This window comes from Nostoc sp. UHCC 0302 (genome assembly GCF_038096175.1).
In the GTDB taxonomy this organism is placed as follows: domain Bacteria; phylum Cyanobacteriota; class Cyanobacteriia; order Cyanobacteriales; family Nostocaceae; genus UHCC-0302.
Window position 1 is genome coordinate 2,525,463 of record NZ_CP151099.1, and the last position, 18,889, is coordinate 2,544,351.

Here is an 18,889-nt window from a genome sequence, read left to right on the forward strand (position 1 = left end):
CATGACTCATCTACAACTAGTATTTAATATCAATTCTTTAAATGAAACCAACACATCATACTACTTCCCTGCGGGACGCTGCGCGTTAGCGAAGCTTTCGCTTTAGCGATACGTGGAAGCAAGCTAAGTAGTAGGGCTTAAACGCAACTACAAGCCTGATTTAATCTCTCGTCATATTTTAGATAAACAATATAAAGCGTTAACTTTGCTTTGATTACGGGAATCATCATAGTAACCAGCAAAATTTATGATTAAAAACATTTAAGCAACTAATAATGTTTAAATTGATCTCCCGCATCCCAGACTATAGTATTACAAACTTAATTTGTGAAGCTACTACTACAGTAGTTTATCAAGCATATTCCAAGGTTAATGAATACTCAGTTATTATTAAACTTCTCAAAGCAGAATATCCTACTGTCAAAGAGATTGCTCAACTTAAGCACGAATACGAAATTATCCAAAATTTGAACATTGCAGGTGTAATCAAACCCCATGAATTAATCAGTTACGATAACGGCTACAGTAATGGTCTAGCACTGGTTTTAGAAGACTTTGGTGGAGAATCTTTAAAAGATCAAATATCTAATACAGGCATTGAACTTATAAAATTTCTCAACATCGCTGGCCAAATTACTGAAACCTTGGGTGAGCTACATACCCACCATATTATTCATAAGGATCTTAAGCCAGAAAACATTCTTTATAACCCCAATACTGAGAAAATAAAACTTATTGACTTCAGCATCGCTTCGCTGTTGTCAAAAGAAAGCCCAGAAATTAGTAGCCTCAACCTTCTAGAAGGAACGCTGGCTTATATGTCGCCAGAGCAAACTGGACGCATCAACCGAACCTTAGATTATCGTACAGATTTTTACTCAGTAGGTGTCATTTTCTACGAGATGCTGACGGGTCAGCTTCCCTTCCAGAATGCCCAAGACCCAATGGAGTTGGTGCATTGTCACATTGCAAAAATTCCAGTAGCTCCTCACGAGATTAATCCTAAAGTACCATTAGGAATCTCTGCGATCGCGATGAAACTCCTGAGCAAAACTGCTGAAGACCGCTACCAGAGTGCTTACGGATTAAAGGCTGACCTAGAGCAAGCAGCAATACAATTGCAAACAACAGGCAGCATTGAGCTTTTTACCCTAGGTCAGCAAGATTTTTCGCATCAATTCCAAATAGCTCAAAAACTTTACGGTCGGGAAGTAGAAGTGGCGGCTTTAATGGCTGCCTTTGAGAGAGTCAGTCTTGGAGAGAGTGAAGTTGTGTTGGTAGGGGGATACTCAGGTATCGGCAAATCCTCACTAGTTAACGAAGTTCACAAACCGATTGTGCGGCAACGAGGTTACTTCATAGGTGGTAAATTTGACCAACTTAAACGAGATATTCCTTATGCTTCTTTGATTCAAGCATTTCGAGAATTGATGCGACAACTGTTAACTGAAACCCAAGCCAGAGTTGAGGTTTGGAAAAATAAATTACTACAAGCATTGGGAGTTAATGGTCAAGTTATTATTGATGTCATCCCGGAAGTAGAACTAATTATTGGGCAGCAGGCGCCTGTTCCGCAGTTGGGGGTTGCTGAGTCTCAGAACCGTTTTAATCGGGTGTTTAAGCAATTTATCCATGCCTTTACTGCTGCTGAACATCCCTTAGTGCTGTTTTTAGATGACCTCCAATGGGCAGATGCTGCCTCTGTGAAGCTGGTCGAGAATTTGATGACTGACCCAGAAAGTCAGTATCTATTGCTGATTGGGGCTTATCGAGATAACGAAGTTAGTCCCACCCATCCGCTGATACTTATGTTAGAGACAATTCGGGCATCTGGGGCAATTGTTGAAGAGTTGCTCTTAAAACCATTAGCAACACCTCATATTACTCAACTGCTTACTGACACGTTCAATTGCGAATTATCTCAGGCAGAACCTTTAGCTGATTTGCTATTTCAAAAAACCCAAGGTAATCCATTTTTCTTGACTCAGTTACTAAAAATATTGCATCAAGATAATCTCTTGACATTTGATTATCGTTCGGGTTTTTGGCACTGGGATCTCAACAAAATTCAGGAACAAGCCATTACCGATAATGTCGTCGATTTAATGGTGAATAAAATTCAGAGGCTGTCAGAACCGACGCAGCAAGTTTTACAATTAGCTGCTTGTGTTGGTAATCGGTTTAATTTAGAAATTCTAGCTGTAGTAAACGAAAAATCTGCATCAGCAACAGCAGTTGATTTATGGGAAGCTTTGCGGGCGGGATTAATTCTTCCCTTGAGCGATACTTACAAAATTCCTCAGTTATTGAATCAATCGGAATTGGCAACATACTGCGATACTGCGGTAAAAGTTGATTATAAGTTCTTGCACGATCGCGTTCAGCAAGCTGCCTATTCTTTAATTCCAACTGGTCAGCAACAAGAAGTACATCTGAAAATTGGCAAATTACTATTACACAATACTGAAAAAGCCCAGTTGGAAGAGCATCTTTTTGATATTGTCAACCATCTCAATGCTGGAGAAGCATTGATTGTTGAACCAGCAGAAAGATATGAACTAGCAGAATTAAATCTGAAAGCAGGTCAGCGAGCAAAATCTTCTTCGGCGTTTGTAACTGCACTAAAATTGTTGAAAACAGGGATGAGCTATCTCCCTGACAATAGCTGGCAAGATAAATATTTACTCACACTAACTTTATATTTACAATCTGGAGAAGCAGAATTTTTAAATGGTGAATATGAGCAAGCTTTGCTGATTTTTGAGCAGACTTTCAGCAAAGTTAAAACTACTCTTGATATGTGCCGAGTGAATGAATATCGGATTATGTGTTATCGCATGGAGAATGACTTAAACTCCGCCTATGAAATTGGGTTAAACACCTTAGAACTTTTAGGCTTGAAGTTTACAGCTTATCCTGATGATGCATATCTGTTAGAAAAACTGAATCAGACAAAAAAAATTATTGGCGATCGCTCAACTTTTAGTCTTGCAGAACTACCACAAATGCAAGACGAAGAGAAGTTAATGGCTCAACGCATCTTAAAAGAAGTCTGGCCTATTGCCTACTTTTTAGGATCTAAAGCGTTGCACATTACATCGATGAATATAACTCAACTTTCAGTTCAGTATGGCAACTCACCAATTTCGGTATTTGGCTATATGCTTTATGCCTTTAATCTGGTGTTTCAATATGGTGAGGTAGATTCGGGCTATGAGTTTGGTGAATTATCTCTGCGGCTGCATGAAATTTTAAGGACGAAGGAATTAGAAGCGAATATTTTGAATATGTGGGGAGGTTTAATCTGTCACTACAAAGACCACATTAGTGAGGGTAAACCTTATTTATTAAAAGGATTTAATAGTGGATTAGAAACAGGTTCTTACCAATGGTCTGGTTATTGTTCAGTTAATTTTTTGTGGCAATGTTTATTCGGAAATGAATCTTTGGAAACAACGGCAGAAGTAGCCGAAGATTTTATTCCTACTCTCCGCAAGATTGACAAAAATATGTTGAACTACCATCTGTTGGCTATGGAAGCGATCGCTAACCTAACTAAGCCAGTAGCCAAGATTGACCAGCTTGTTGGAACTTGGGCAGATGAACAGCAAGTGCTAGAATTTGCCCTGGCATCTTCGGATATGTTGAGTGCATTTGTAGTTTACATATATAAACTTGCGCTCTGTAACTGGTATGGAGAGTATACCAAAGCTGTTGAATATGCAGACAATGCCGAAAAATTTGTTGGGGGAGCGCGAGGAATTTTTATTAATCCGGTTTTCTACTTTCACCAAAGTGTTGCTTTGGCAGGAGCTTATGCAGAGGCAGATATAGAAACTCAAGTAATTTATCTACATAAACTAAATACCAACTTAGAAAAATTCCAGCAATGGGCAATACACTGCTCAGCGAATTACCAACATAAGTTTCTGCTAATTCAAGCTGAAATTGCTCGGATTTCCCAACAAGATTATCAGGCAATGGAACTGTATGATCAAGCGATCGCTTCTGCTGCCGAAAACGGTTATTTACAAAATGAAGCTTTAGCAAACGAACTGGCATTTCGATTTTACTTGGCTAAGGGTAGGAAAAACTTTGCCAAAGTTTATTTTAAAGAAGCCCGCTATTGCTATCTCAAGTGGCAAGCTACGGGTAAAGTCCAGCAACTGGACGAAGAATATTCCCAACTTTTTAGAGATACAGCCAGGGAAGCAAATGGGCGAGGTACGGCTACAAAACAGATTCCGGATATTTCTGAAGCTAAAACCCAAACTCTAGATATCAGCACAGCGATTAAAGCATCACAAGCACTGTCAAGCGAGATGGAGCTAAGCCGATTGCTGGAAAAAATGATGACAATTGCAATTGAGAATGCTGGCGCTCAAATGGGATATCTACTTGTCAGACGGGAGAACCAATGGCTGATTGAAGTTGAGGGAAGCGTTAATCGCGACCAAGTTACAGTGCAATCATCTAGTCTGGTTCAAGTAAGGAATAAACTGCCAGCTTTGCTGATTAACTATGTTGAAAGAACAAAAGAAAGTTTGGTTTTAGACGATGCCAGCCATACAGAGCGTTTTGCCAGCGACAACTATATTGTTGCCAATCAACCCAAATCAGTTTTATGTTCGCCTTTCGCTCATCAGGGCAAGCTGACTGGAGTTCTTTACCTAGAAAACAACCTTACCACCGGAGCCTTTACCGCAGACCGACTAGAGGTACTAAATCTATTGACTTCGCAAGTTTCCATCTCTATGGAAAATGCTCGGCTTTACACAAATTTGCATATATACTCTCAGGAGTTAGAAGTTTCGGAAACACAAGCGCGTGAAAAAGCAAAGCAGCTAGAGCAGACGCTCGATGAATTAAAGCTCACCCAGTCTCAGATGGTGCAAAGCGAAAAAATGTCTAGCTTGGGGCAGTTGGTGGCGGGCGTTGCTCATGAGATCAATAACCCTGTCAGCTTTATCTATGGCAACCTAACTCATGTGAAGAATTATGTCAAAGACTTGATGAATGTAGTAGAACTTTATCAGCAGCAAAACCAGAATTTACCACCTAAAGTTCAGAATGAGATAGATGCGGTTGACTTAGATTTTTTGATGGAAGACTTACCTAAGCTTTTAGCTTCAATGAAAGTAGGAGCTGATCGCATTCGCCAGATAGTATTGTCTTTAAGAAACTTTTCTCGCCTAGATGAAGCTGAAGTCAAAGCTGTTGATATACATGAGGGCATTGATAGCACTCTGATGATTTTGCAAAATCGGCTTAAACCCGAACCAGACTCTCCGGGAATTCAGGTAATACAGGAGTACGGTAACCTACCACCCATAGAGTGCTACCCAGGGCAACTAAATCAGGTTTTTATGAACTTGCTCGCAAATGCGATCGATTCTTTAGAGGAATTTAACGAACATCGGACTTATGCCGATATCGTACGTCAGCCAAGTATTATTACAATTCGTACTACTGTTGAAGGTGATTTTGCCGTCATCCGCATTGCTGACAATGGTTCTGGTATGTCTGAGGATGTGCGCCGCCAACTCTTTACACCCTTTTTTACAACCAAAGGTGTTGGTAAAGGCACTGGTTTAGGGCTATCTATTAGTTACCAGATTGTGACTAATAAACATAAAGGACAGTTGGAGTGTATATCAGTTTTAGGACAAGGGGCGGAATTTATTATTTCTATCCCTATCTTTATGCCGCTTAGGGCAAAGCTAGAAGCCCTGCTTGTCTAACCGTCTTATTTAAGAAACAACGGATGTTTTATCTCAGGCAGAGGCATATCAATTCATACAACTGAGTTAACGTTTTGGCAATTAGTCTAACGATAGATGAAGATGCGATCGCCTCAGTTTACTCATATATAGAGAAAGATTGATACTCTCTAGCTCAATCAAGAGATGCCAACATGGAATTTCTCTCGAATACCGTTGTATTGTCACGGATGCAGTTTGCACTGACTGCTTGCATCCATATGCTTTGGCCCACCCTGACAACAGGTGTGGGAATTTATTTGGTGATTATTGAAGGACTGTGGTTAAGAACTCGCAATCCTGACTATTACTATAATGCTCGCTTTTGGTCTAAATTGTATGCCCTTAACTTCGGCGTTGGTGTAGCAACGGGTATTCCAATGGAATTTCAGTTTGGCACTAACTGGGCCCCTTTCTCAGAAGCAGTTGGCAACTTTTTTGGTAGTGTCATTGGCTTTGAAGCATCTTGGGCATTTATGCTAGAAGCTTCGTTTCTCGGCATTATGTTATTTGGCTGGGAACGTGTCAATCCCGCAATTCACTATCTCTCTACGATTCTGGTAGCAATTGGCGCAAACTTATCCACAGTTTGGATATTGTCAGCAAGTTCCTGGATGCAATCACCAGCAGGCGGAGAGATGGTTAATGGTAAGTTTGTAGTTCACGATTACTTTAAGGCAATCCTCAACCCATTTATGGGGAACAGCGTTCTGCATATGTTCCTCGCAACGCTAGAAACGTCCTTGTTTGTCGTAGGTGGGATTAGTGCCTGGTATATTTTGAGAAATCGCCATCCTCAGTTATTTTCTAAATCTTTTAAAATTGCCTTAGCAGCGGCAATTATAGTTGCTCCCTTACAAATTTATGTAGGGCATTTGAATGCTGAACAAGTCTACCGCTATCAACCCGAAAAACTGGCGGCAATGGAGGCACAGTGGAATACAATTCCCGCTGGAGAGTCTGCTGATTGGAGCCTGCTAGCGTTACCAAACAACAAAACAGAGAAAAACGACTGGGAAATTGATGTTCCCAATGCACTGGGATACATTTTAGAATTCAAAGAAAAGTTATCTGAGCCAGTACTCGGTTTGAAAGAGTGGAAACCGGAGGATCGTCCACGTCTTGTTGGTGTAATCTACTATTCTTTTCGAATAATGGTTGGTATTGGTTTTTTGTTAGCCGGATTAATGTTCGTTAGTGTTATCTACTGGCCATTGGGTAGATTTTCGCCAGAGAAAATTACTCAGCAGCGCTGGCTGATGCGTGCTTGGATGTTTGCGGCTCCTTTGGGATTCATTGCAATTGATACGGGTTGGATTGTCCGCTGTGTTGGGCGGCAGCCGTGGACACTCTACCGAGAAATTCGCACTGTAGATTCTGCCTCTCATGTTCCTGCCAGTCATGTTCTTGCATCCCTGACAGGTTTTACAATCACTTATATTTTGCTGCTGATTGCATATATCTATTTTGGTAGTCGCATTATTCGCAGAGGCCCGGATTTCAACTTGCCTGTACCCGGAGTTGAAGTTAGCAAACCAGCGATTAAAACAACTCCTGGAGAATTTGTTGCCGATGAACGCCCCGTGGAAGCACAACAGTAGGCAGGGGAGCAGAGGAGATAATATAATACTATCTCCTACTTTATTTAAATTCCAGATTAATGAACCTTCCCCCGTAATGATTCAGCATCGACGGGTTTGATTAGGTATGTCTGCAATAGATACCAGATGATGGAGGTTATCAGGGGTAATTTTTGGCAGAACTTGATAAACTTGGGGCGATCGCTCTGATTAATCTCTGCTATTTTCAGATTAAGGTCAGAACACTGCTCTAAGCGCTGGAAAAACTTGGGGTGATTCGTATTTAAAATCAGAGGAAATGCCCGCGCAGAGGTGTTGTTTGTTTCTTGAATGACTCTGGTATTATATTCGCGCGGGTCTATACCAATGGACTGATAAAAGGTCGCCCGCTCAAATACTGTCAACGTATGGGTTGCAAATACACTCAGCAAGAAGAAGCGCACCCATAACCGCGCTCTCCAATTGTTCCATAGTTGGGATTGCGATCGCAGCAGTGCATTGAAGAAATCCCCATGTCGGTTTTCATCTTGACACCAACTCTCAAATTTGCGGAAGAGGGGATAAATTTGGTGTTCTGGATGTTTTTCCATATGGCGATACACCAAAATATAACGCCAGTAGCCAATTTTCTCAGATAAGTAGACAGTGTAAATAATCCACTCTGGTGGAAAGAATGTATAGGTACGATTTTTAGTTAAATAACTTAAGTCGAGGGAAAGATTAAAATCTGCCATTGATTTATTCAAAAATCCCGCGTGGCGTGCCTCATCCCGTGCCATAAAATTAAAAGCTTCCGCTAAGATAGGATTGCGGTCTTTCAGTCGGCGCGATAACTCTTTAAACAACAGAAACCCAGAAAACTCTGAGGTACAGGAACGTTCCAAGAAATCAATAAAGGCGAGGCGCGTTTCTCCATCAATGTGATCCCAACACTGCTTAAATTCTTCATCACGGATAAAGTGATGTCGGTTATAGTCAGCGCGTAACTCCTCAACAATTGCCCGCAATTCAGCTTCTTGAGCCGAAATATCCAACTGCGCTACAGCATCGAAATCAGTAGTATAAAACCTTGGTGTTAACAAAGTTTCCTGAACAGGCGCTTTCACACCTGGCTTCAGCACATCAGGCTGGAGACTTTCCACAGACTTAACCATCAGAATCCTTTTATGAGTTTATGCTTTTAAAGTTATAAAACCATAAACAGCTATAAAAAGACATCAGTTAAATTATTGAAAGTAAATTGTGAGAAATAACCTTACTATCTCCGTTTCAGGACAGTTAAAATGCCTATCCAACAAGCAATTTTGTCGCTAACCGACTGAAATATACCTCAGCAAAACAATCATAATAACTTAATAGTTATGTAACCATTATCAGTTATATAATTTTGAGATAAATAAAAATCGCTAGGATTTGCGTTGGTAATGGTACTTGCTGAGTAGAGTGATGCAAATCCTCTCTAAACCTAGAATAACAATCTTTTAACTCTGGCACTGACAGGCATTCTGAGTTGATGACTGCCTGAAAACCTTGCGCTTGAATATGAAGGAAGCAACAATGAGTAGCAATCTAGCCATCAAACTGCGCTCTGGAACTCAACAAGCTCACACCTCGGCGGAAAATGTGGGATTCATGAAATGTTTTCTTAAAGGGGTTGTAGATAGAGACTGCTTCGCCAAATTTTTAGGCAACTTGTATTACGTCTACAGCGAATTAGAAGCGGCAATAGAGAGTCATGTCAATCATCCTGTGATTAGCGCGGTTTATTTCCCCGAACTCAATCGCCACGCGTCGTTAGAGAAAGACATGGTATTCTATTATGGGGATGAGTGGAGAAAGCAAGTCACACCCTCAGCTGCTGCTCAAACCTACATTGCTCGTATTCGGGAAGTTTCTGCTAGTGCACCTGCCTTATTGTTAGGTCATGCCTACACTCGCTACATGGGAGACCTCTCTGGAGGTCAAATGCTCCAAAAAGTTGCTCAGTCAGCCCTAAAGCTCTCTGGCTACGAAGGCACGTCCTTTTACAATTTTGAGCAAATTCCAGATAAGAAAGCATTTAAGGACAAGTATCGTCAAGCATTGAACGCACTACCAATTGATGATGCGATCGCCCAACGGATTGTAGCAGAAGCTAATAATGCCTTCCAGTTCAACTTACAGATGGCTCAAGAGCTAGAGGGAAGTTTAATCAAAGCACTTGGTCAAGTATTGTTCAATAGCCTGACTCGTTCCCAAAATCCAGGTAGCACCGAAACAGCAGTAGCTAATTAGGGGTATTGGTGGCTGGGTACTGGGTACTGGCATATTAGGAAGAAAAATCAATTTGTTTTAGTAAACTAAATTTTTTCCTAGCCTCTAGTCCCTAATACCTAGTCCCAAATCCCTATCCCCATTGCTCCTTCCCCAGAGGGGGCCGAGTTCCCTAATACCCAGTCCCCAGCGATGCACTGAGTTTCGGCTGCGCTCAACTACCGCTTGTTGTAAAGCCTGCGGCATAGCTACGCTTAAGGCGCAGCCTCTCGTAGAGAAGTGTCCCTAATCCCCAGTCTCCGGAGGTTTTGATGGTTTTTCTATTACCTGGTGTCAAATTTGATCTGGATTTGATCAAGAAGTATGATACTCGCGCACCCAGATACACTAGCTATCCACCTGCTACAGAGTTAAGCGAAACTTTCACCCAAACCGACTTTAAGGTAGCGATCGCAGCTTCTAATCAAAGAAAATCCCCTCTTTCTTTGTATTTCCACATACCTTTTTGTCAAAGTGCTTGCTATTTCTGTGGCTGTAATACGGTAATTTCTAACAATAAAAAGATTGCTGAACCTTATTTAAAGCATTTGGTTCAAGACATCAAGAACACTACAGCCTTAATTGATCCAGACAGAAAAGTGTTGCAAATTCACTGGGGAGGAGGTACACCTAATTACTTAGAGCGTGACCAAGTAGAATTCTTATGGAAAAACATCAATCGCTACTTTAACATCGACCCACAGGCAGAAATCTCAATTGAGATTAATCCCCGCTATGTCGATAGAAATTACATTTTGTTTCTCAGACAGATTGGGTTTAACCGAATTAGTTTTGGCATCCAGGATTTTAATCGCAAAGTTCAAGTAGCTGTGAATCGCGTCCAGCCACAAGAAATGCTGTTTGATGTCATGACCTGGATTAAAGAAGCTAAATTTGAAAGTGTGAATGTCGATTTAATTTATGGTCTACCTTATCAAACTCGCGAGACATTTCGAGAGACACTGAAAAAGACCATTGAATTAGACCCTGGCCGGATTGTTGTGTTTAACTTTGCCTATGTACCGTGGCTTAAACCTGTGCAAAAAAATATTGCACAAGAGACATTACCTCTACCACAGGAAAAGTTAGAAATTATGAAAATGACCATTGAAGAATTGACGAGTAACCAATATTTATTTATTGGCATGGATCATTTTGCCAAAACTAATGATGAACTGGCGATCGCTCAACGCAATGGTACTCTCAAACGCAACTTTCAAGGTTACACAACTCACGCAGAAACAGAACTTTTTGGATTCGGAGTCACATCCATAAGTATGTTAGAAGATGCCTATGCCCAAAACCACAAGCAATTAAAGGATTATTATCAAACAATTGCAGCGGGTGTTTTACCAACTAGCAAAGGCATCAAACTGAGTCAAAATGACATAATTAGACGAGATGTGATTATGTCTATCATGTCTCACTTTCAATTGTACAAACCAGATATTGAAAAAAAATATCACATCAGTTTTGATGAATATTTCGCTGAAGAATTAAAAGCATTACAACCACTAGAAGTTGATGGTTTAGTTAGTTTATCAACAAACCATATTCAAGTCACAGATATTGGTAGGTTACTTGTAAGGAATATTGCCGTCATTTTTGATACTCATACAAGAACTCGCGAGACTAAATTCTCACGCGCAATTTGATACTATTACGAGAACTTGTTGCGATGTGTTACTTGTTTAGTTTCCGCAAAAAATAGTAGGAATCCCCTAATTTAGAAACAATTGTTTCTCAGGGGAAACCTACCCTATTACGCTAAAATTAGCACATTATGGATTTAGGAAATCATTAGTAATTATCTATCTACCAGAACAACTTCCGCCGGGGCTACCTCCGCCGGGGTTACCTCCGCTGGGGTTACCTCCGCCAAAATCATTCTGCCCGCCGCCGAAGTCAAAGCCACTACCTTGACTAGGGGAACCAGATTGGGGGAAAACATCAGCATGATGGTAGACATATTTATCATATCCTGGTGGTAACTCTCCTGGGCGTTCTGGACGTTCTTGACGTCTGCCGAAGCATTGTCCACCAGATAGATGCTGCTGTTCTTCTATGGATAACTCCACCAATGAATCTGATTTGATAACTTCATACAACATAATTTTTGCCTCACTTACTTACATTAGGTGCTACACAAATATGTTTAAAAACTAAGTGTGCAATACCTATATTTTTATTTCTAAACATATTTTAAATAGATTAAATTCTCCTAAAGGTAGAAATAACTACCTTAAATTTATTGCTTTTGATGCATGACAAAACCAAACCAGATTAAACCATATCTCAAGCAAAGTTTTTCTTTAAGTACTAAAAACTAAATTTAACAAGAAATTCATTTGTAAAAGGAAAAAATTTTACACATAGCTGATGTAAGAGATTTTCTATAACTTTTGGATTTACCATTTATCTCATGTGGTAGAAACAATTGTGAACCAATATTGATAAATTAATTACTAAGCAAGCGAATTCTTAAGGGAATTATGACTATTATTGCTTGGGTAATTTTAGGACTTTTAGCTGGTGCGATCGCCAAAGCTGTTTATTCTGGGTATCAAGGTGGTGGAATTCTCTCCACAATGATTTTAGGTATCGTTGGCGCTTTTATTGGTGGAAGTATCTTCACATTACTAAGAACAGGAACCTTACAACTTACTGCGGCTGGGGCTGGGTTAAGCCTTACGGGTATTTTGGTTGCTGTTCTCGGCGCAATTATAGCTATTTATCTGTGGGGATTAATCAGAAGAAGTAGCAATGTCTAACCGCTTATTGGCAAATTGTAAATAATCAGGTGTGTTTAATTAAGTCTTCTAGTTAACTAGTTTTATCTGCTCAAAAAATCAAAATTCGCTAAATAAAACTAGAAATTCTAGGAGTACTAGGAAAAATAATCCGTAGACTCTGTAACATCGTTTTTTGGAAATATTAAGGGTTATGTTTTTTCACAAAAAAGAGCCGATTCATGCAGTAAACGTTCGTGAAGCAAACCCTCGTTTTGCTCAGTTACTTCTAGAGCAGTTCGGTGGAGCGACAGGAGAACTTAGTGCAGCGCTGCAATATTGGGTACAATCCTTCCACGTCGAAAATGCTGGAATTCGAGATATGCTCCAAGACATTGCTATCGAAGAATTTAGCCATTTAGAAATGGTAGGTAAACTCATCGAAGCTCATACTAAAAATACAGATCAAACAGAAGCTTACAAAAGTACTCTCTTTGCTGTACGCGGAATTGGCCCCCATTTTCTAGATAGCCAGGGTAACGCCTGGACTGCAAATTACTTGAATGAAGGTGGAGATGTAGTACGTGATTTGAGAGCTAATATTGCAGCTGAAGCTGGCGCTCGTCAAACTTACGAAGAGTTAATTAAGTTGGCGACAGATCAGGGAACTCAAGAGACTTTGGTTCATCTCTTAACACGGGAAATTTCTCATACCCAGATGTTTATGAAAGCTCTAGATTCACTGGGTAAGTTGACAGATCCATTCTTTGGTAATATCAAGCCTGATGAAACTGTTGCCCTTTACTACAATCTATCTACGAACGGAAATGGTACTGATGAGCGAGGCCCTTGGAATTCTGAGCCTACATTTAAATACATCGCTAACCCACTAGAAAGCAAATCCTAAATCAATATGTTCTGTAAAAGGATAGGTTGATTCAAGGCACAGATGCCTTTGATTAATCCTTGAAAAATTACTTTTTTTAGTAAGGTGGGCATTGCTCGCCTTACATTATCTTGCTTTAAAATTATTAAATTGGTGGATGAGTGGATGATTTTATTATTAGAATAAAAACTAGTTTAAATTAATTTAAATTAAATTTATAATTCAAAAACTTTTGGGTTAATTAATTTAGCAATGACTACTTAAACTCGAATATTTAATATGAGTTAGTTAAAAACGTATTGTCTAGCTCAGTCTATTTTCTAGACAAGATGCCTATAGTCTTGTGAATACAGTACGAAAAACTGAAGTATTTGTAAGAGCGATCGCTTCCTTAATATCTAGTCGCATTTTGCATTTAGAAATTGATTTAACTCAATCAATTCAAATTAGCTTAACTCAAAATCAAAACAGAGAAGTAGGAGATTAACTTGTGATTGTTAACGCTACACCAACTGGTTGGGAAGTTATTTATCACCGCGCTCATGCTTTGTTAGCCGCTCAACTAGCAGGACAGTGGCGACGTAAAGATGCGCCAGCAAGGTTATATGAAACGCTAGCTGCAATTTCTCATCACGATGACTTAGAAAAAGAGTGGGAAGAGGACAGTCTTACTGAAGCAGGTGCGCCCAAGGACTTTACTCTTAGCACAAATCAGGATGTAGAGATTGGTATTAAGAAATTGGCTGATTTGGCAAAGAATGCTCGCTACCGGGGACGGTGGGTGGCTCTATTAATTTCCATGCACATCAGCCGTTTAAATGAGCCAAGCCGGGGTAAGTTTCCAAAACTAGACAAGCTGCTAGATGAGCAACTTCAAAATCAGCAACATTGGCGCGAAGAACTAGGGATTGAAAAAGAGGAAGTTGATGCTGCCTATGCATTTATGCAATGGTGCGATCGCCTTTCTCTTATCCTCTGTCAGCAAGAACTACCTGCCGATGAGCGTTTTTTAGAAATTAGTAAAGGCCCTGACGGTGAGCGCTATGACATTATGCAGCGCAGTGATAATTTAGTTGTTGTCAAACCCTGGCCTTTTGAGAACGATAAATTTACGGTCAACGTCGAAGCCACCAGCTTGTCCCAGGTAAAATTTGAGAACAATGCCGAACTGGCTCAAACACTTCAGCAAGCTCCTATCAAAATACTGGAGTGGACATTTGTAAAGAGCTAGAGTGATAGGCGTGTAGGGGAGGAATAAATTCTTTATTACCCTTACACCCCTAATCTCAGCAGACAACTTTTGTATATCAGCCCTAATATAACAATTCTCAGACACATGAAATACACCCCACCCGCGCTGTCGCGCACTCTCTCCTTGGTAATGGGAGGGTTGGGGAGGGGTTATTTTGTACCTCACTGGAATTGGAAACGCTATAGCGATCGCCCTACTTTTCTGATAGGTAGCCCTTATTAATGCCATTAACTTTTTTTGTCAACTCTAGTTGACTATATGTAACAAACAAGCTAAGATTGTTTACATAAGTTAATAATTAAAAATAAATTAGCGTTAGCCAAAGTAAGCAGATTTCGGTATCGCTATCTCTCATCGACATTTGGACTTCTCCCATAGACCTCGGCTATCAAGTCGAGGTTTTTTGTATTTGTTGACAGTTGAAAAATTCCAATTCTTGTCCACTGTCAATTGATAAATGCGGGAGGCTTTAAACCTTAAATTAATTGTCAATTGGTAATAATTAATACTTAAAATAGCGAATGAAGAAAAAGCTTTTCATGCTTTGTTATATCTAACAGAGTGTGGACGTCTGATTTTAAATTACCTCTTGTATGTTAGTTCTTCATTCTCTGGCACATTTTATTGACATCAATTCTGTAGTCAGTAACTTATCTGTTAGCTATTACTATCAGGGGCGTTGTCCTCATACTGGCGAACTACTGAAACTGCCTCGCACCTTAATTGCTGAAGCGATCGCTTATGGTTTGATGCAACAACTGGCAAAAAATGACTGCTATGAACGTGAAGGCAAGATGTATGGGGTATTACTCGTTGAACTGCCTGATGGCGAACAACGGGTACTCAAAGCCTTTTCCGGTCTTCTGCGTGGTGAGAGCCTAGTTGAAGGTTGGGTTCCGTCAATTCCAGGACGAGACGAAGTTGTCTTAGAAGAAGCCCGTACCTTGGCAGAACTGGATACTATCAAGCAGGAACTCATTAGCCTAAAGCAACTTCCAGAACGTCAGCAATACGAAACCTTGTCTAGTGAGTTTGAGCAGCAGTTACGAGCAATGAGCGATCGCCATCGCGATTCCAAACATCAACGTCACGAAAAACGCCTACTCCTTTCCCAAACACTTAATGGGGAGCTACTGACAACTGCTCTTGAACAACTTGAGGTACAAAGCCGTCAGCATGGAATTGAGCGAAGGCAACTTAAACGCCAGCAAAATAGTACATTGCAGCCACTCCAGCAGCGGATTTTAACGGCAGATGCACGGATTCGCGAACTAAAACAACAGCGTCAAGCACTCTCTCGTCAGCTACAAGCTCAAATGCACGCTGCCTACAGCCTGACTAATTTTTCTGGGGAATCTCTATCGCTACAACAATTGATGCCAGCAGGCTCCATACCCACTGGTACGGGGGAATGTTGTGCGCCAAAGTTACTGCATTACGCGGCGACACATGGACTTAAACCACTAGCAATGGCGGAATTTTGGTGGGGAGCTTCCTCAGCAAATCAAGACAAAATCCAGGGACAATTCTATGGAGCTTGTGCCGAGCGTTGCCAGCCATTAATGGGGTTTTTACTGTCAGGATTGCCTGACAAAGGAAGAGGGGGAAAAAATCATTTTCTCACTGCCTCTTTTGCTGAACTACCTATTATTTATGAAGATGAATGGTTGATTGCTATAAACAAACCCGCAGGATTACTATCGGTTCCAGGTCGTTATCTTAACAACCAAGATAGTGTGGTGAGTCGCTTGCGTCATTTATTAGCTGATGGCATGGGACTTAATGCTGTGCATAGGCTAGATCAGGAAACATCTGGTATTCTTTTACTGGCTCGCGATTCCCAAACTTATCGGCAACTAAGTCAGCAGTTTCAAGAGCGGCAGGTTTACAAGCTATATGAAGCTGTACTTTGCGGTTCTTTGACAATTGCTCAAGGTGCAATTGAACTACCACTGTGGGGAAATCCTGAGAATCGCCCTTATCAACAAGTTAATTGGCAGCGTGGCAAATCTAGCTTGACAAACTTCCGAGTGATATCGAGAGAAGGAAACTATACTCGTGTAGAGTTTATGCCATTAACAGGGCGCACCCATCAACTGAGGGTTCACGCTGCTGATTCACTAGGACTTGGCATACCTATTTTAGGCGATCGCCTTTATGGATGCTCTACATCTGCCAATAGATTACATTTACACGCTAGGGAAATTCACTTTGAGCATCCGCAGTTAAAAGAAACTCTCCGCTTACAGGCAAAAACGCCATTTTAATCTCAGAGTAAATATACTGTTTTAACAATGGCGATCGCTTACCCCCAGGTTCAATAAAAATGAACTAGGTTTTTTAACTCACTACAAAGCGATGCAGCACAGTCTTGGGATTTTCTACGCCACTTGCTTTTCCTGTCCCAGACCAAGGCGAAGAAGCCGGGAAACTCTTCCAAGGCAGTGGCTTACCAGAAGTGAAATTTAGTAAATGCACCCAAGACACTCCTTTGCACAGTATAAGTTTAGCAGAACTTTTTTCGGAAATAAAGTAACTGGCTATACCAAGGATCTGACGCGTCTAGACATTTTTCACAAAATCTCAAATCCAAACTACTCGTCAAACAACATTGCAGTGTCATGCCAATTAAAAATTAAAAATGTAAAATTAAAAATTGCAAGACGCTCTCTAAGACTCGCTCTATCTATGCCGTTGGCGCAACTTCTCGTAGAGAAGGCTTTACGCTGTGCTATCAGTGGGGGCTTGTACCCAAAATTAATTAAAAATTATTCTTATTCTTAATTTTTAATTTTTAATTTTTAGTTAAAACTGGTCAGCAGTTCATAATCAGCTCTTTCATACTTAGTTAATAGCTGATTTGCTTTTCAGAGTAATTTTGACCACTGGTTCACTACAAAAAATGTGGGCAAAGGCACAGATTAGGACTGGCTATTGCCCGTCAAATTGTCATTGAACGATATCGAGTCACGATTGATGTCCAATCATCAACCTTGGGTCAAAATACAGAGTTTGTCATTACTCTGCCCATTAGAGCAGAAGTAAATTGAGCGTAAAATTTGTTACGAATTTTTTGTCAAGAGTTCCACTGCTGCTTCATATTGTAAATCCGCTTCAGTGCCAATCTTTTCGCGGTTAATTGGCTCTTGGGGAATCACTTTGTCTGGCTTAATACCTAGTTTGTTAATATCTCGATGCTTGGGTGTTTCATACTTAGCAATTGTTACCGCCAAGCCGGAACCATCTGACAATTCAAATAAAGATTGGATTAAGCCTTTACCAAAAGTGGTTTCGCCTACCAAAGTAGCACGACCATTATCTTGCAGTGCGCCAGCAAGAATTTCGCTAGCACTGGCAGTTCCTTGATTTACCAAAATCACCAGAGGGTCTTGAGTCAACGCTGGGCCAAATGCATCAAAATTCCCTTGAATACCCTGGCGATTAACGGTATAGACTATCGTGCCAGAGTCTAACCATAAACGGGCAATTTCGATTCCTGCCTGCAACAGCCCTCCAGGATTATTTCGTAAATCCAAAATATAGGCAGCAGCACCTTTTTTTTCTAGACTAGAAATAGCGTGTGCTAATTCCATTGAGGCATTGGCATTAAATTGAGTGAGGCGAAGATAGCCAATGGGTGTACCCTGCGGCGAAACCCGCAGTTCTGAGATTACAGGGTTAAGAGCAATGCGATCGCGCACAACTCTAACTTCCGTTTCTCCCTCTCCATCTCGTTCTATTACCAAAGTCACAAGACTACCACTCGGGCCGCGCATTCTAGCCGCTGCTTCGTCGAGAGTCAGATTTTCTGTGGAAATGCCTTCAATTTTGAGAATGCGATCGCGTGGTCTAATTCCGGCTTTATCTGCGGGTGAACCCGCTATGGGAGACACCACTTCCAACCTACCGTTCTCTGGATTCAAAGCAATTTGCAATCCCACCCCCGTCAATTCCCCAGAAGTATTAACCTGTAAACTACGGTACTGCTCCGGGTCTAAAAAGCGGGTAAAAGGGTCATCAAGGCTCTTGAGCATCTTCTGAATTGCCCCGTAAGCTGCTTCATTGTTTTGCAGTGGCTTCTCTAAAGCCTTTTGTCTTACTGCCGTCCAGTTTTGATGATTAAATGTCTCATCCAAATAAGTGCGATTGACAATTCGCCACACTTCTGATAGAAGCTTTTGCTCATTAGTCAAAGCTGCTGCTGGTTGAATGAATGCGCCCAGCATCAAGCAAACTGCTACTAGCAGTGAAAATCCTAGCCGAAAAAACTTTGTGTGCATGAACCCCATTTTGAATTTCAACTCAACCCACATTGCCTAGAATTGCCTAATTGCCTTGTTGTTTATGAAATCTATCTCTCGACTATGTTACTTTTTTTATAGAAGTGGTGC

Annotated in this window: 14 protein-coding genes; 9 read left to right on the forward strand and 5 right to left on the reverse strand. The window is 40.8% G+C overall.

From position 1 onward, the window contains the following. Nucleotides 1-275 precede the first annotated feature (275 nt). Nucleotides 276-5,741: an AAA family ATPase gene (locus tag WKK05_RS10395; RefSeq protein ID WP_341529652.1), complete on the forward strand. Its 5,466-nt coding sequence runs from the start codon at nt 276-278 to the stop codon at nt 5,739-5,741. A 173-nt stretch (nt 5,742-5,914) separates the two neighbouring features. Continuing rightward, nucleotides 5,915-7,360, forward strand: a complete 1,446-nt coding sequence (locus WKK05_RS10400) for a cytochrome ubiquinol oxidase subunit I (RefSeq protein WP_341529653.1) — start codon at nt 5,915-5,917, stop codon at nt 7,358-7,360. A gap of 56 nt (nt 7,361-7,416) precedes the next feature. Here WKK05_RS10400 and acsF read toward each other — a convergent pair whose 3' ends face one another. Further along, nucleotides 7,417-8,493 (reverse strand): magnesium-protoporphyrin IX monomethyl ester (oxidative) cyclase, encoded by a 1,077-nt coding sequence (gene acsF, locus WKK05_RS10405; RefSeq protein WP_341529654.1) that lies wholly within the window; start codon nt 8,491-8,493, stop codon nt 7,417-7,419. Between the two features lie 403 nt (nt 8,494-8,896). Here acsF and WKK05_RS10410 point away from each other — a divergent pair, with 403 nt between their 5' ends. Next, complete coding sequence (locus WKK05_RS10410; protein ID WP_341529655.1) at nt 8,897-9,613, forward strand: heme oxygenase (biliverdin-producing); 717 nt, start codon at nt 8,897-8,899, stop codon at nt 9,611-9,613. A gap of 84 nt (nt 9,614-9,697) precedes the next feature. On the opposite strand, the gene WKK05_RS10415 is transcribed toward WKK05_RS10410, so the two are convergent. After that, nucleotides 9,698-9,838 (reverse strand): hypothetical protein, encoded by a 141-nt coding sequence (locus WKK05_RS10415; protein WP_341529656.1) that lies wholly within the window; start codon nt 9,836-9,838, stop codon nt 9,698-9,700. A 65-nt stretch (nt 9,839-9,903) separates the two neighbouring features. Here WKK05_RS10415 and hemN point away from each other — a divergent pair, with 65 nt between their 5' ends. Then, nucleotides 9,904-11,286: an oxygen-independent coproporphyrinogen III oxidase gene (gene hemN, locus WKK05_RS10420; protein WP_341529657.1), complete on the forward strand. Its 1,383-nt coding sequence runs from the start codon at nt 9,904-9,906 to the stop codon at nt 11,284-11,286. A gap of 156 nt (nt 11,287-11,442) precedes the next feature. Here hemN and WKK05_RS10425 read toward each other — a convergent pair whose 3' ends face one another. Beyond that, nucleotides 11,443-11,742, reverse strand: a complete 300-nt coding sequence (locus WKK05_RS10425; protein WP_341529658.1) for a hypothetical protein — start codon at nt 11,740-11,742, stop codon at nt 11,443-11,445. A 381-nt stretch (nt 11,743-12,123) separates the two neighbouring features. Here WKK05_RS10425 and WKK05_RS10430 point away from each other — a divergent pair, with 381 nt between their 5' ends. The 5 genes from WKK05_RS10430 (at nt 12,124) to WKK05_RS10450 (ending at nt 16,765) form a co-directional block, all read left to right on the forward strand. Next, nucleotides 12,124-12,402 carry a GlsB/YeaQ/YmgE family stress response membrane protein gene (locus tag WKK05_RS10430; RefSeq protein ID WP_341529659.1) on the forward strand — a complete coding sequence of 93 codons (279 nt, stop codon included), beginning with the start codon at nt 12,124-12,126 and terminating at the stop codon, nt 12,400-12,402. Nucleotides 12,403-12,574: 172 nt separating this feature from the next. Then, nucleotides 12,575-13,267, forward strand: a complete 693-nt coding sequence (locus WKK05_RS10435) for a manganese catalase family protein (protein ID WP_341529660.1) — start codon at nt 12,575-12,577, stop codon at nt 13,265-13,267. Between the two features lie 322 nt (nt 13,268-13,589). After that, on the forward strand, nt 13,590-13,733 hold the full coding sequence (locus WKK05_RS10440; RefSeq protein ID WP_341529661.1) for a hypothetical protein: 144 nt from the start codon (nt 13,590-13,592) through the stop codon (nt 13,731-13,733). 3 nt (nt 13,734-13,736) lie between these two features. Continuing rightward, nucleotides 13,737-14,477 (forward strand): DUF3891 family protein, encoded by a 741-nt coding sequence (locus tag WKK05_RS10445; RefSeq protein WP_341529662.1) that lies wholly within the window; start codon nt 13,737-13,739, stop codon nt 14,475-14,477. 614 nt (nt 14,478-15,091) lie between these two features. Next, nucleotides 15,092-16,765 carry a pseudouridine synthase gene (locus tag WKK05_RS10450; RefSeq protein ID WP_341529663.1) on the forward strand — a complete coding sequence of 558 codons (1,674 nt, stop codon included), beginning with the start codon at nt 15,092-15,094 and terminating at the stop codon, nt 16,763-16,765. A 73-nt stretch (nt 16,766-16,838) separates the two neighbouring features. On the opposite strand, the gene WKK05_RS10455 is transcribed toward WKK05_RS10450, so the two are convergent. Together WKK05_RS10455 and ctpA are read right to left on the reverse strand one after the other, a co-directional pair. Further along, nucleotides 16,839-16,976 carry a hypothetical protein gene (locus WKK05_RS10455; protein ID WP_341529664.1) on the reverse strand — a complete coding sequence of 46 codons (138 nt, stop codon included), beginning with the start codon at nt 16,974-16,976 and terminating at the stop codon, nt 16,839-16,841. 584 nt (nt 16,977-17,560) lie between these two features. Further along, the gene (gene ctpA / locus WKK05_RS10460; protein ID WP_341529665.1) at nt 17,561-18,787 is read right to left on the reverse strand and encodes a carboxyl-terminal processing protease CtpA; all 1,227 of its coding nucleotides are present in this window, start codon (nt 18,785-18,787) and stop codon (nt 17,561-17,563) included. Nucleotides 18,788-18,889: the final 102 nt, after the last annotated feature.

What these genes read in the sequence shown, in the direction of transcription:
- WKK05_RS10395 (WP_341529652.1), top strand. Translation starts at nt 276, where the DNA reads ATGTTTAAATTGATCTCCCGCATCCCAGACTATAGTATTACAAACTTA.
- WKK05_RS10400 (WP_341529653.1), top strand. Translation starts at nt 5,915, where the DNA reads ATGGAATTTCTCTCGAATACCGTTGTATTGTCACGGATGCAGTTTGCA.
- acsF (WP_341529654.1), bottom strand. Translation starts at nt 8,493, where the DNA reads ATGGTTAAGTCTGTGGAAAGTCTCCAGCCTGATGTGCTGAAGCCAGGT.
- WKK05_RS10410 (WP_341529655.1), top strand. Translation starts at nt 8,897, where the DNA reads ATGAGTAGCAATCTAGCCATCAAACTGCGCTCTGGAACTCAACAAGCT.
- WKK05_RS10415 (WP_341529656.1), bottom strand. Translation starts at nt 9,838, where the DNA reads ATGCCGCAGGCTTTACAACAAGCGGTAGTTGAGCGCAGCCGAAACTCA.
- hemN (WP_341529657.1), top strand. Translation starts at nt 9,904, where the DNA reads ATGGTTTTTCTATTACCTGGTGTCAAATTTGATCTGGATTTGATCAAG.
- WKK05_RS10425 (WP_341529658.1), bottom strand. Translation starts at nt 11,742, where the DNA reads ATGTTGTATGAAGTTATCAAATCAGATTCATTGGTGGAGTTATCCATA.
- WKK05_RS10430 (WP_341529659.1), top strand. Translation starts at nt 12,124, where the DNA reads ATGACTATTATTGCTTGGGTAATTTTAGGACTTTTAGCTGGTGCGATC.
- WKK05_RS10435 (WP_341529660.1), top strand. Translation starts at nt 12,575, where the DNA reads ATGTTTTTTCACAAAAAAGAGCCGATTCATGCAGTAAACGTTCGTGAA.
- WKK05_RS10450 (WP_341529663.1), top strand. Translation starts at nt 15,092, where the DNA reads ATGTTAGTTCTTCATTCTCTGGCACATTTTATTGACATCAATTCTGTA.
- ctpA (WP_341529665.1), bottom strand. Translation starts at nt 18,787, where the DNA reads ATGGGGTTCATGCACACAAAGTTTTTTCGGCTAGGATTTTCACTGCTA.